This is a genomic window from Saccharothrix espanaensis DSM 44229 (assembly GCF_000328705.1).
Classification (GTDB): domain Bacteria; phylum Actinomycetota; class Actinomycetes; order Mycobacteriales; family Pseudonocardiaceae; genus Actinosynnema; species Actinosynnema espanaense.
Map to the genome: position 1 here is coordinate 7674389 of NC_019673.1, position 13513 is coordinate 7687901.

11 protein-coding genes are annotated in these 13513 nt (G+C 72.5%); 3 read left to right on the top strand and 8 right to left on the bottom strand.

The window, feature by feature from the left end; all coding sequences use genetic code 11:
* Positions 1 to 215: 215 nt before the first annotated feature.
* The 4 genes from BN6_RS33370 to mraZ all read right to left on the bottom strand — a co-directional run bounded on the left by BN6_RS33370 (position 216) and on the right by mraZ (position 4483).
* Positions 216 to 2126, bottom strand: coding sequence for a peptidoglycan D,D-transpeptidase FtsI family protein (locus tag BN6_RS33370; RefSeq protein ID WP_015104266.1), 1911 nt, complete (start codon positions 2124 to 2126; stop codon positions 216 to 218).
* A gap of 139 nt (positions 2127 to 2265) precedes the next feature.
* Positions 2266 to 2946: a hypothetical protein gene (locus BN6_RS33375; protein WP_015104267.1), complete on the bottom strand. Its 681-nt coding sequence runs from the start codon at positions 2944 to 2946 to the stop codon at positions 2266 to 2268.
* Entirely contained in the window at positions 2943 to 3905 is a 963-nt protein-coding gene (gene rsmH, locus BN6_RS33380) for a 16S rRNA (cytosine(1402)-N(4))-methyltransferase RsmH (protein WP_015104268.1), read from the bottom strand. The genes BN6_RS33375 and rsmH overlap by 4 nt, the downstream gene beginning before the upstream one ends.
* Before the next feature lie 146 nt (positions 3906 to 4051).
* Entirely contained in the window at positions 4052 to 4483 is a 432-nt protein-coding gene (gene mraZ / locus BN6_RS33385; RefSeq protein ID WP_015104269.1) for a division/cell wall cluster transcriptional repressor MraZ, read from the bottom strand.
* Positions 4484 to 4926: 443 nt separating this feature from the next.
* Between mraZ and BN6_RS33390 the strand changes: the two genes are divergently transcribed.
* The 3 genes from BN6_RS33390 to BN6_RS33400 are packed head-to-tail and all read left to right on the top strand — an operon-like array spanning position 4927 to position 9765.
* A complete protein-coding gene (locus BN6_RS33390; RefSeq protein WP_051075830.1) occupies positions 4927 to 6045 on the top strand; it encodes an AAA family ATPase in 1119 nt (372 codons plus the stop codon).
* A gap of 1 nt (position 6046) precedes the next feature.
* Complete coding sequence (locus BN6_RS33395) at positions 6047 to 7312, top strand: DUF58 domain-containing protein (protein WP_015104271.1); 1266 nt, start codon at positions 6047 to 6049, stop codon at positions 7310 to 7312.
* A gap of 2 nt (positions 7313 to 7314) precedes the next feature.
* Complete coding sequence (locus tag BN6_RS33400) at positions 7315 to 9765, top strand: transglutaminase family protein (RefSeq protein ID WP_015104272.1); 2451 nt, start codon at positions 7315 to 7317, stop codon at positions 9763 to 9765.
* 319 nt (positions 9766 to 10084) lie between these two features.
* Here BN6_RS33400 and BN6_RS33405 read toward each other — a convergent pair whose 3' ends face one another.
* The 4 genes from BN6_RS33405 to BN6_RS33420 all read right to left on the bottom strand — a co-directional run bounded on the left by BN6_RS33405 (position 10085) and on the right by BN6_RS33420 (position 13510).
* On the bottom strand, positions 10085 to 10471 hold the full coding sequence (locus BN6_RS33405) for a DUF3040 domain-containing protein (protein ID WP_015104273.1): 387 nt from the start codon (positions 10469 to 10471) through the stop codon (positions 10085 to 10087).
* A 908-nt stretch (positions 10472 to 11379) separates the two neighbouring features.
* Positions 11380 to 12303, bottom strand: a complete 924-nt coding sequence (locus BN6_RS33410; RefSeq protein ID WP_015104274.1) for a serine/threonine-protein kinase — start codon at positions 12301 to 12303, stop codon at positions 11380 to 11382.
* A 182-nt stretch (positions 12304 to 12485) separates the two neighbouring features.
* Entirely contained in the window at positions 12486 to 12743 is a 258-nt protein-coding gene (locus tag BN6_RS33415; RefSeq protein WP_015104275.1) for a hypothetical protein, read from the bottom strand.
* Positions 12744 to 12868: 125 nt separating this feature from the next.
* Complete coding sequence (locus BN6_RS33420; RefSeq protein ID WP_015104276.1) at positions 12869 to 13510, bottom strand: Crp/Fnr family transcriptional regulator; 642 nt, start codon at positions 13508 to 13510, stop codon at positions 12869 to 12871.
* Positions 13511 to 13513 lie beyond the last annotated feature (3 nt).

The following is a 13513-nucleotide window of genomic DNA, read 5'->3' on the forward strand; positions in this document are numbered from 1 at the left end:
AGTGGCCACCCACCACGTCCACCACAGCCCCTGCGACATTGTCCGGCGCAACCGGTCCGCGACCGCTCCGGACCCGGCCGGGACCCCCGCCGGCCACTGCTTTCGACGGTGTTCGCGGCGGTTCACGGGAAGAATCCGCGAACCGCCGTGACCGGACCGGCCAAGAGCCGGGACAACACCGTTTCCACCGACCACCGCACGTGCTCCCGCGCAGGTCAGAGGATCAGCGGGACGATCGGGCTCTGCTCGGCCGACAACGGCACCTGGTAACGCTGGGACAAGTAGGACGCGATGTCGTGGAACAGCGGCGCGGCGGACTGGCTGTACTTCGGATCGCCGGTCGGGGCGTCGAGCATGAGCCCCACCACATAACGCGGGTTGTCCGCCGGGAAGATGCCGGCGAAGGTGATCCAGTACTCGCTCTGGCTGTAGCAGGCGCAGTTCTTGTCGATCTGCTGGGCGGTGCCGGTCTTGCCCGACACCTGGTAGCCGGGCAGCGCCGCGGACGGGCCGGTGCCGGTCTGGTTCGGCTCGCCCGGCGACTTCTGGACGACCGCGCGGAACATGTCGCGGACCGTCTTCGCGGTCTGCGGGCTCACCACCCGGGTCGTCTCCGGCTGCGGCGTCTGCTTGCGCACGCCGTTGGCGTCCACTTCGGCCCGGATGATCCGCGGCGGGACGCGCACGCCGTCGTTCGCGATCGCCTGGTACATGCCGGTCATCTGGAGCAGGGTCATGCTCAGGCCCTGCCCGATCGGCAGGTTGCCGAACGTCGAGCCGGACCACTGGTTGCGCGGCGGCACCGAACCGGACTCCTCGCCCGGCACGCCCGACTGGGTGCGCTTGCCCAGGCCGAACTTGCGCAGCATCTCCGCGTACCGGTCCTCGCCGATCTTCTGCGCGGTCATCAGCGTGCCCACGTTGGAGGACTTGGCGAACACGCCGGTGAACGTCATGTCCTGGGTGGGGTGCTCGACCGCGTCCTTGATGGTCCGGTCGGCGAACTTGATCGTGTACGGCACGGTGAGCACGTCGTCCGGCTTGGCGATGCCGTCCTCGACGGCCGTCGCGGCGGTAACGATCTTGTTCACCGACCCCGGCTCGAACAGCGCCGAGACCGCCGTGTTCCGGGTCTGGTCCTCGGTGGCCTTGCCGAAGGTCAGCGGGTCGAAGGTCTTGTCGTTGGCCATCGCCACGATCTCGCCGGTCTTCACGTCCAGCACCACCGCCGAGCCGCTCCTCGCGCCGGACTTGGCGGTGTAGTCGGTGATCATCCGCTGCACCGCGTACTGGGTGTCGACGTCGAGGGTCAGCTCCAGGCTGCGGCCCGGGGTCGCGGCGGCCAGCTCGCGGGACCGGCCGGGGCCGGGGATCACCACGTTGTTGCCCTGCATGGTGTCGACCACCCGCCGGCCGTTGCGCCCGGCCAGCAGGTTGTCCTGCGAGTTCTCCAGCCCGAGCAGGCCGTGCGTGGCGGGCGGGTCCTGGTCCTTGCGCCAGTTCGCCGCGCCGACGATGTTCGACGCCAGCTCGCCGTTCGGGTAGACCCGCACCGCCCGGTACTCCGAGCCGACGTCGCCGTACTTCTCGGTGATCGCCGCGGCCTTGCCGGGGTCGATGTTGTCCACCAGCTCGATGTAGGTGATGTCCTGGGTGAGCATCCCGTACATGGTCTGCTCGTCGGTCTTCTGGCCCTGCACCTCGGTGCCCAGGGTGTCCTGGATGAACTTGGCGACTTCCTTCGCCCAGTCCTCGTAGGTGCCCACCTTGGGGTCGGCCTCGTAGGCCTTGACCCACTTCTCACGGGTCATCTGCGGCACCGCGTAGAGCGACCGCGCCTCGATGCTGAACGCGAGCTGGTTGCCGTTGCGGTCGGTGATCGAGCCGCGCGCCGCCGGGATGTCGATGAAGGTGGCGCGCTGCTTCTCCGCCTGCGCGGACAGCGCCTCCGCCTGGAATCCCTGCACCTGCACCAGCTTGAGCCCGGCCAGCACCAGCGCGCCGACCAGCAGCAGCCGGCCCACCGCCATCCGCACCCGGCTGTTGCCGCCCCGCCGCTTGGCCGGGGCCGGGCCGCGCACCGACAGCGGACGCCGCGCCGGCCTGCCCCGACTGGGCCCTGGCATCACAAACCTCCAGCGATTACCGCACACCGGCCCACGGATCGCGTGGGCGTCCACCGGATGTCCCGCACCCCGTCCGCCGCCCGGTCGGCCCGGTCACGGCGGCGCGCCGCCGTGACCTCGCTCCGGGAGCGCACCGGCATCACTGCCCTCCGGGCTGCCCGTTCTCGCCGGGCTGTTGGGCGTTCGGGTCGGGTTGGCCGTTCTGGGCCGGGGGCTGCTGGGCGTTGGGGTCCGGCTGCCCGTTCTGGCCTGCCTGCTGCTGGGCGTCGGGGTCCGGCTGCCCGTTCTGCGGCTGCCCGTTCTGCGGCTCGGTCGGCTCGGCGGGCGGCGGTTCGGGGGCCTTGGCCTCCGAGGGCTTGCCGTAGACCTCGATCGTGCCGTCCGGCAGCTGCTTGAGCCGCGCCGGGTCGCCCGCGGCCACCAGCCCGAGCTTGGCGGCGGCCTCGGCGAGCTTGAGCGGCGACTCGGCCAGCGCCACCTCCTGGCGCAGCTGCTCGACCTGCCGGGCCAGCCTGGTCTCCTCGGCCCGCGCGTCCTGCAGCCGGTACGAGTCGGCCGTGGCCTGGGTGGACAGCCACATGATCGCGGCGATGCCCACCCCCAGCACGACCATCACCATGACCACGAACGGCGCCTTGGGCGCGACCGCCTGCCGGCGGGTGACCGCCGGGCCACGGGGCGTCTTGGACCGCTGCGCGCGCCGGGCGTAGGCCCGCTCCGCCGCGGCCGACCGGGACCGCGCGGGAACCGACTTCAGCGCGCGCTCACGGGGCTTCGCCGGGGACGACGGCACACCGTTGGTCCGTGCGGGTGCGGTCACGTCGCCTCCCGGATGCGTTCCGCCGCGCGCAACCGAACCGACGCGGCCCTGGGGTTGTCCTCGATCTCCTGCTCGTTGGCGACCTCGGCTCCCCGGGTCACCAGCTTGAGCTGCGGGCCGTGGCCGGGCAGCTCCACCGGGAGGTCCTGCGGGGTGCGCGAGACGGCCAGCTCGGCGAACGCCCGCTTCACCATCCGGTCTTCCAGCGACTGGTAGGCCTCCACGACGATCCGGCCGCCGACCGCCAGCACCGACAGCGCCGCCGGCAGCGCCAGCCGCAGCGACTCCAGCTCGCCGTTGACCTCGATCCGCAACGCCTGGAACGTGCGCTTGGCCGGGTGGCCGCCGGTCCGCCTGGTCGCCGCCGGCACCGAGTCGTAGAGCAGCTCGACCAGCCGGCCGCTGGTCGTGAACGGCTCGCGGGCCCGCTCCCGGACCACCGCGCCGGCGATCTTGCGGGCGAACCGCTCCTCGCCGTAGTCGCGCAGGATCCGGGTCAGGTCGTCCACCGAGTACTCGTTGAGCACGTCCGCGGCCGTCATCCCGGTCCCGGCGCTCATCCGCATGTCCAGCGGGGAGTCCCGGGAGTACGCGAACCCGCGCTCCTCGGCGTCGAGCTGCAGCGACGAGACGCCCAGGTCCATCAGGACGCCGTCCACCGGGCCGTCGACCGCGTCCGCGATCCCGTCGTAGGTGGTCTGCACGAACGTGACCCGGTCCGCGTACGGCGCGAGCCGCTCGCGGGACAGCGCGATGGCCTGCGGGTCGCGGTCCAGGCCGATCAGCCGGACCCGCGGGTGCGCCTTGAGCACCGCCTCCGAGTGGCCGCCGAGCCCGAGCGTGCAGTCCACGAAGACCGCGTCGCGGTCGGCCAGCGCGGGGTCGAGCAGGCCCAGGACGCGGTCGAGCAGCACCGGCACGTGCCGCGCTCGCTCCACCCTGTCCCCTCCCACGCACATCCCCCCGCCCTGGCAAAGAAAAATCGGGTGTCGTCAGGTCCCCGCCCGCCCGTCGGACCTGGCGCCGGGGAAGGTGCGCCAGGGCCGAAAGCCGAGCGGACCGAGGCCTCACGGCACCCGAAACCTCAAGCGTTCAAGCCCTCAACTCAGAAGACGCCGGGCAGCACCTCCTCGCGAGCCTCGGCGTAGCTCTCCTCGTGCTCGTCCAGGTAGCGCTGCCACGCCTGCGCGTCCCAGATCTCCAGCCGGTTGATCGCGCCGATGACCACGCACTCCTTGGTCAACCCCGCGTACCGGCGCAGCTCCGGTGCGATCGACACCCGGCCCTGGCCGTCCGGCCTTTGCTCGTCAGTCCCCGCGAACAGGTAGCGCTGGTAGGCGCGGACGGCCTCGTTGGTGAAGGGCGCGTCCGCGACCTTGCGCGCCATCTGCTCGAACTCGGCCCGCGGGAACACGTAGAGGCAGTGGTCCTGGCCCTTGGTGACCATGAGACCCCCCGCTAGCGCGTCCCGGAACTTCGCAGGCAGCGTCAACCGGCCCTTGTCGTCCAGCTTGGGGTGGTGCGTGCCCAGAAACACGGCAACCCACCTCCCGCCACCGAACGGTGAACCGGCAGTGGGGCCCCCGTCTGCCCCACCGGCCGCCACAGTACCCCACTTTTCACCACAGTCAACGCTGAAACGGGTGGTCGCGCGGCACACCGATCGACGTTTCCGCAGGTAGAGCGCGGATGGCCGCCGTGGGGCGCGGTGGGGGAGGTGAGCCGGCTCCACCTCCGCGGGTGAGCTGAACCGACCGGAATCCCACTCGAACGGCCCAGCGAAATCGGGCAAAACCGGGTCGCCGGGGCCTCCGGTGGGGAATCGTGGTGGGGACGGGTGGACGCGGGCGGTCCGGAGGCCGTGGAAACCACTCCCTGGAAACTGTTCAATCGGTGTATGGCGCTTCGCCATGGTTTGACACACTGCGTGAAACGCTCACCGCCACCGCGAACCGGTCGCGGTGGTCTTCGGGAGGTCGAGTGACTCCGAGTACCCAGCCAGCCGCGCTGCCCGAACACTCGTACGGCGGCGGTGGGCCCCACCACGTGAACAACACGGCGCACCCGGCCATGGCCAACCCGGCCCAGCCGCACGGCCGGCCGGACGAGGTGCTCGCCGAACTGCACGCCGTGGTCGGGCGGATCGCGGCCAACGTCGAGAAGGTCATCGTCGGCAAGCCGGAGGTCGTCCGGGTCTCCCTGGTCACCCTCCTCGCCGAGGGCCACCTGCTGGTCGAGGACGTGCCCGGCGTCGGGAAGACGTCGCTGGCCAAGGCGCTGGCCCGGTCCATCGACTGCTCGGTGAGCCGCATCCAGTTCACCCCCGACCTGCTGCCCAGCGACATCACCGGCGTGTCGATCTACAACCGGCAGGACAACGACTTCGAGTTCCGCCCCGGCCCGGTGTTCGCCAACATCGTGGTCGGCGACGAGATCAACCGCGCCTCGCCCAAGACCCAGTCGGCGCTGCTGGAGTGCATGGAAGAGCACCAGGTCACGGTCGACGGGCACACCTACCCGCTGAGCGCGCCGTTCATGGTGATCGCCACCCAGAACCCGATCGAGATGGAAGGCACCTACGCGCTGCCCGAGGCCCAGCGCGACCGGTTCACCGCGCGGGTGTCCATCGGCTACCCGGACCCGCAGGCCGAACTGGCCATGGTGGACGAGCACGCGGGCAACGACCCGCTGGCCGAGCTCCGCCCGGTGTCCGACGCCGACCAGGTGCTCAAGCTCGTGCACGCGGTGCGCCGGGTGCACCTGTCGCAGGAGATCCGCCGGTACGCCGTGGAACTGGTCGGCTCGACCCGCCGGTTGCCCGAGCTGCGCCTGGGCGCGTCGCCGCGGTCCACCCTGCAACTGGTGCGGGCCGCGCGGGCGCAGGCGGCGCTGGCCGGCCGCGACTTCGTGGTGCCCGACGACATCCACGCGATCGCGGTGCCCGTGCTGGCGCACCGGCTGGTGCTGACCGCGGAGGCCCAGGCCGCCCGCCGGTCGTCCGCCGACCTGGTGCGCAACCTGCTCCAGCGGGTCCCGGTGCCGCAGGGTGGGCTCGACCCGTCGGGCCAGTTCCAGCACAACCCCAACCCCCACCGCTGACATGCGCGGAGCCCTGTCCGGACTGACCACCAGGGGCCGCTGCCTGCTCGCCGCCGGGATCGCCGCCGGCCTGTGCGCGATCGTGCTCAACGAGCGCGACCTGCTGCGGGTCGCGGCGTTCGTGGTGGCGCTGCCGCTGCTCGCGGCGTGGCTGGCGCAGCGGGCCCGGGTCGGCCTGCACGCCGCCCGGTTCCTGTTCCCGAGCCGGGTCCAGGTCGGGTCGGCCACCGACGTGCGGGTGGAACTGCGCTCCACCGGCCGGCTGCCCACGGGCGGCCTGCTGCTGGAGGACGCCGTGCCGTACGCGCTCGGCTCGCGGCCCCGGTTCGTGGTCGAGCGGCTGCCGCGCAACACGGTGACCGCGCTGCGCTACCCGCTCAAGCCGGTCATGCGTGGCATCCAGCAGGTCGGGCCGCTGATGGCGCGGGTCACCGACCCGTTCGGGCTGGCCGAGTTCGACCGCGAGCTCGCGGGCCGGTCCAAGCTGGTCGTGGTGCCGCGGGTGGTCGGCCTGGCGGGCCTGCCCAGCGGCTCCGGCATGGGCTCCGGCGACGACGGCTCGATCCGGCTGCGGACCGGCCAGGGCGAGGACGACGCCATCGTGCGGCAGTACCGGCACGGCGACGACCTGCGCAAAGTGCACTGGAAGTCGACCGCGCGGCGGGACGAGCTGATGGTGCGCGTCGAGGAGCGGCCGTGGCGCGGCGGCACGACCGTGCTGCTGGACCACCGGCTGTCCGCGCACCGGGGCAGCGGCCCCGGCTCGTCGCTGGAGTGGGCGGTGTCGTTCGCCGCCTCGGTGTGCCTGCACCTGCACCGCTTCGGCCACCAGGTGCGGCTGATCGGCGACGACGGCCGGGTGCTCGCGGGCGGGTCCGGCGACGGCGGCCACAGCGACGCCGTCGTGCTCGACGCGCTGGCCGCGTTGCAGCCCTCGCACCGGCGTGAACCGGCGGCGGGGCTGGACCCCGGCGCGGGCCAGGAGGTCATCGCGATCCTCGGCGGCTCCACGCCCGCCGTGGTCGACGCGCTGGTGCGCAACCGGCCGCGCGGGATGCGCAGCCTGGCCGTGGTGCTGGACGTACGGGCGTGGGCGGCGGCCTCCGAGGACCCCGCCCCCGACCCCGACGAGGCGCGCGGGCTGCTCGGCGCGGCCGGCTGGGGCTCCGTCGTGGCGCGACCGTCGACCCCCATGGGACAGATCTGGCAGGAGCTGTGCCACAGCGCGGGCAACCGCGGACCAGTGGTGCGCACGGAGGTGGGCTAGAGGTGACCGGCAAGACCGCCACCGGGGGCAACTGGGTGGTCAGCGCGACGCCGGCGGTGGCCGGCCTCGCGACGTTGTGCGCGGCGACCGCGCTGTCCAGCGTGATCGGCGGGGTGCTGTGGCTGGTGAACCTGGCCGTGGCGATCACCGTCGTGGTGGGGGCGGGCGTGCTGCTGCGCGCCGCCCGGCTGCCGGTGGCGGTGGTCGCGCTCGGGCAGGTGCTCGCCCTGGCCTGCCTGCTGGTGACGATCTTCACCCGGACCGGGTTCCTGGTGGTGTTCCCCAGCCCGCAGTCGATCGGCGACCTCGGTTCGGTGCTCGGCGACGCGTTCGCCGAAGTGCAGACCGGCGTGCCGCCGGTGGACGACAGCGACGCCATGCGCTGCCTGGTGATGGTGTCGATCGGCCTGGTGGCGGTCCTGGTGGACCTGCTCGCGGTCGGCGCGGCCGCACCCGCGGCGTCCGGGCTCGTGCTGCTGTGCGTGTTCGCGGTGCCGGCGTCGCTGGCCGACGAGATGCTGCCGCTGTGGACGTTCGTGTTCGGCGCGGCGGCGTTCGCGCTGCTGCTGGCCGTCGACGGCCAGCACCGGCACCAGGCGTGGCGGGGCAGGCTGCCCGGCCGGGGCGCCGGCGGCTCCGGCCCGGCGGCGGCGGCCGTGGCGGGCATGGCGGTCGTCGTCGCGCTGATCGCGGGCGCGAGCATCACCCTGGTCGGCACCGTCGGCAAGCTCCCCGGCACCGGTGACGCGGTCGGCGGCGGCGCGGACCGGCTCGGCCTGGACCCGATGACCCAGCTGCGCGGCATGCTCGACCAGGGCAGCACCAAGGAGCTGTTCCGGGTCCGCGGCCTGTCCGAGTCGGCGTACCTGCGCGCGATGACGCTGCGCGAGTACATCCCCGACCAGGGCTGGAAGATGGGCGACGACCTGCCCACCGGCGTGCAGGCCAACGGCGTGCTGCCCGCCCAGCCCGGCGACCCCGGCGGCGGCGAGACCACCCAGGTGACCATCGAGCCGGTGAGCTGGCTGGACAACTGGCTGCCCGTCTACGGCAGGCCGCGCCGGCTGCAGGACGTCGAGGACAACTGGCGCTACGACCCGGTGCGCGGGATGGTGTACAGCGTCCGGGCGCGCGAGGCCGGCCCGTACAAGCTGGACACGGTCCTGAAGACCCCGCCCGCCGAGGCGCTGCGCAAGGCCAACGGCGCGATCGACGTGGAAGACGTCTACCTGGAAGCTCCCGGCGTCGCGCCCGAGGTGCGGGACCTCGCGCGGGAGCTCACCAAGGGCGAGAGCAACACGTTCGACAAGGCCACCGCGCTGTACAAGTTCTTCACCGACGGCACGAACGGCTTCACCTACACCACGGAGACGGCGAGGGCGCAGACCACCGACGCCCTGCGCGACTTCGTGTTCACCGGCAAGCGGGGCTACTGCGAGCAGTACGCGTCAGCGATGGCCATCATGGCCAGGTCGGTCGGCCTGCCCGCCCGGGTCGCGATGGGTTTCACCGCGGGCTTCCCGACCAGCGACTTCCAGACCATCACCACCCAGGACGCGCACGCGTGGGTGGAGATCTACTTCCCCGGCTACGGCTGGATGGTCTTCGACCCGACGCCGCTGTCGGACGGCCGGGCGATCGTGCCGCCGTACATCTCGGGCCAGAACCCGGACGGCGAGGAGACCGACCCGACCGACGCCACCACCACGACCACGGCCGAGACGACCGCGGCACCCACCACCAGCGCGTCGACCGCGCCGGGCACGACCGGCCAGGACAACGGCGCCCAGGAGTCGACGCCGACCCCGGCGTGGCACCTGGTCTCGCTGCTGATCGCGGCCGGGCTGCTGGTGGTGATGGCCGCGCTGCTGACGGTGCTGTTCGTCGCGCTGGGCAGGCGGCGGGGCACCGGCGCGGCGTGGAAGCCGAAGTGGCCGTGGTTGATGCCGGTGCTGACCGGGATCGCGGTGACGACGTGGGTGGCGGCGGTGACCCTCGCGCTGGCGCTGGTGTCGTGGTGGATCGCGGTGCCGGTGCTGGTCGTGCAACTGGCGCTGGTGCCGGCCGGGGTCCGGGCGGTGCGCCGGCGCACGAGGCTGCAAGCCGTGGCGGGCCTGGGCCCGAACGCCGCCGGAGCCGCGTGGCAGGAACTGCTGGCGGAGTCGGTGGACCGGGGCACGCGGGTGCCGACGACGGAGACCGTGCGAGTGGCGGCCCGCCGAATGGCCCGCGCCCACAACCTCGACGAGCAGGGCCGCGACGGCCTGCGCGCCGTGGTCGGGGCCGTGGAGCGCTCCTGGTACAGCACGAACGGCACCGCCGACCCGACCCTCCCCCGCGCGGTGGACGACGTCCGCCGAAGCCTGAGCCGCAACGCCCCCCTGGCCCTGCGGGCGAAGGTGCTGCCGAGGTCGGTCCTCCAGCCCAACACCCCACCGGAGTCCGACGACTGACCCCTCCCGGGCGCATCCCCGGCCGGCTCACGTGGCCCGTCCCCGCCCGGGGACGGGCCACAGCGCTTCCCAGGGCCCGTGTCCATGAGGCCGCCACGAGCCTGGGTTCGCCCGGAGCCTGGGGTCGCCCGGAGCCTCGCCATGGAACCCCGCCGGCCGAGGTGCCGCCGAACGCCGTCAAACGCCGCTGGACGCCGCCGCGTCAGACGTCGCCCGACCCTATTTCGGGCATACGCACGGCCCGCTCCCCGAGATCACGTCCGACCGGGTCGGGTGGGTGATCGTGCGGGGGCGGGCCGGGTGCGTCGGGTAGGGGCGTCTACTCGTCCTCTAGACGTCGACGGAAACGCTCTTCCATCTTCTGGGAGAACGAGCTGCGGCTGCTGGGCCGACTTCCCTCTTCGTCGGGTTCCTCGGCACCCTGATCACCACGACGGAGTGTCGTCACGGTGAGCAGCACGCCGAAGAACATCAACAGGAAGCCGACCACGCTCACCACCGGGATACCAGCGAGCTTCGGCAACATCACACCCGTCACCAGCAACGCCACACCCACGGCGAACAAAGCGATGCCCTGGATACGACGCCGTCGCGACGGCTTGCGCAGCTTGGCGCCACGCACAGTGGATGCGAACTTCGGGTCCTCGGCGTAGAGCGCGCGCTCGATCTGGTCGAGCAGTCGCTGCTCGTGCTCGGAGAGTGGCATGGCTCCTCCTCCGGCACAGCGGTCGCGGGCGCCGGGTGTTCACGGTTGCCGCCGGTCCCGGCGGACGCCCCACCCTGGGGGCGTCACAACCAGGATACGATTCGCGGGGCTTGGCGACTACCCAGTCCGTGCCCCTAAGCGGTTCCTTCGGTCACCATCATCCTCACGGGTCAACGGTAGGGCCCACGTAAGGCCGCGAAAGCAGCCCGAAAGGTCATCTGTCAACCCCCCGGCCGCACCGGAACGAACCGGGTGAGCTTCACAACACCCCCAAATCGCCCGAACCGCCCATCGGACATCCGACCTTCGGATCCACGAAGACGACCTCATCTGCACGCTTGGCGAACACCGCCCCAAAGATCACCCACGTCTACGCGCCCCTCGGCTACCGCCCGCCGAGCCTCTAGACGAGTAGTGCGCAGGTCGGTCACTGGTCGTAAGCGGTCAGGCAGGGATGCGAGGTCCGGTTGCGGTAGGACGATCAGATCAACCGGACACCCGCGATCCACGATCCAGGTGGCACTCTTCGTCCGTATCCGGCCACCGCCTCGACTTGCGCATCACTCGTCCAGGCCGCCCAGCCACCTATCCGGAGTCCTCCCGTCCGACCCGGTCCGACGTCCGACCCGGCCCGACGTTCCACCAGCGCCATGGTCGACCGAGCTGAGGCCGGCGGAACCGGCCGTGCGACCAGCGGCAGGCGGACAGGCGATCCGCAGGTGGGCTGGCCACCGGCGGTGAGCAGCGGGCAGCAGGCAACCGGTGGCGGGCGCGGCGGAAGGCCGACGCTGGGCGGGCGGCGGGCGGCGGGCGGCGGGCGGCGGGCGAGCGGGCGAGCGGTCGAGCGGTCGAGCGGTCGAGCGGTCGAGCGGTCGATCGTCGGGCCGTCGATCGTCGGGCCGGCGGGGTCAGGGTTTTGTGGTCATGCGGGTTGCCTCGATTCGGGGTGCGGGTCGGTTGGCGGCTTGGCGGTGGGCGTTGTGGAGGGTTCTCGCGGCCGTCGTCGGGGATTGGCGGAGTTCCTGCGGGGTCGTCTGGGCGACCGCGATCCCGGCGGCGATCAGGCGATGGTTGTCGGGGTTCGGGGTCAGTTGCCACACCAGGCCCGGCTCGGGCCACCAGGCGTCGGCGGTGCCCAGGGCGACGCCGTCGGCCGTCTCCAGCTCGACGTGCCACGTCGGCGGAGGCAGCGGCAAGTCGGACAGCAGTGCCCTGGCCCACGCCTGCGGCACGGTGCGCACGCCGCCCGCCAGGTCGGCCAGCACCTGCTGCGCCGGCTCCGCTCCCCTGGCCAGCGCCCTGGCCAGGTCGGCGACCGGCACGCCGCCGCGCCGCACGACCTCCGTCAGCACCGCCCGCACCGCGTCGAGGTCAGGCAGCAGCGCCCGGACGGCGTCGGCCGCCGCCCTGGTCAGCGGCGCGGTCAGGAAGCCCCTGCGCACGACCGGGGGCGGGAGCACGCGGATCCGGGTCACCCCGACCTCCGGGCTCGGGTCGACCGGTCTGGCCGACAGGACCCGCACCGGGCCCGCCACCGGGACGGCGCGCATCCCGTGCAGCTGGAGTGCGTCGACCCCGGTCAACTGGGCGTGCGGGCCGGCGTGGCGGAGGGCCGCCTGCATCCACTGCGGGCGGTTCGGGGGTTTTCGGGATAACAGCAGGACTCCGGGCAGCAGGTGCTGCCACTCGCCGCCGGGACGGCAGCGGGCCGTCACCTCGTCGTTGGGCAGGCCCAGGCCGATGAGTTCCGTCGCGGTGGCCACCTGGTGCGGGAACAGGCCCGCGAGGGCGTCGAGCCTGATCGTGGTGCGGTCTCGGGTGTGGGTTCGCATGTGTCCACGATGGACGGTTCCGGGCGGGACGTCGACTGCCGGTCCGCGATCTGTGGACAGGGAATCCGGGGTGTGGACAAGTGGGTCGGCGAATACAGGAAGTGAGGCCTTCCGCGGACCCGACCGCCCGCGGAAGGCCTCACTGGGAACGGCGGCCACCCCTCGCCGGCCGCCAGGTGGCTTCAGAGCCGGACCAGGTCCTCCCTGATCTCGGCGTCCAGTTCACGTCGGCCGGAACGCACCTCGCGCCACGCGTCGTAGACCGCGATCAGGCCTCCGGTCAGCACCAGCGCCACGGCCAGCGCGATCGGGCCGGTCGTCTCCAGCTGGGTCAGGACCACGGCGGCCGCCCAGAGCTGGACGACGGTGAAGACGAGGGTGCAGGCGAGGCGCTCGGTGAACCTCCGGCGGGACCTGGCGGGTTCCTCGTTGCGGTTCATGGTCTCCCCCTCTGAACTCGGCGTACCTCATTTGTAGGGGGAGCCGAGCAGATGTTCTGCGTCAGATGACGCACAAGGGCGACGCAACATCGACGCAGGTCAACCAGTACCCGAACGGCCGCCGATCACATCGTCAGGTCGTAGAGGCGGTCGACCTCCAGGATGTCGATCTTCCGCCGCCCGGTGCTGATGATCCCCTCCTCGCGCAGCGCGCGCAGCACCCGCACGAGCGATTCGCGGGACGTGCCGGCGATGCCCGCCAGCTCCTCCTGGCTCAACGCCACCCCGCCCTGGTCGGCGATGCCGCGTTCCAGCGCGACGTCGATCAGCACGGCCGCCACGCGCTGCGTCGCCGTGCCGCTGATCTGGACGCGCTGCCGGTCGGCGTCGCGCTGGCGGGCGACGATCACGGTCAGCACGGCCCACGCGATCCGCGGGTGGCGTTGGCAGAGCGACGCGAAGCCCGGTGCCGTCAGCACCAGCGCCCGGACGGAGCCCAGCGCGCGGACCGTGGCCGACCGGGGCAGGCCGTCGATGGCGGAGCGCTCGCCGACGATGTCGCCCGCGCCCCGCACGGCCAGCACCTTCTCCCCGCCGGCCGCCGTGGTCGCGGTGACCCGCAACAGCCCCTTCCGCACTACCAGCACGTAGCTGGTGATCTCGCCCTCGTGGCACACCACAGCACCGGAGGCGTAGTCGCGCTCCGTTCCCGTCGTGCTGAGCACCGCGTGCTCGGCGGGGGTGAGCAGGCCCCAGAACCGGTCCACCCC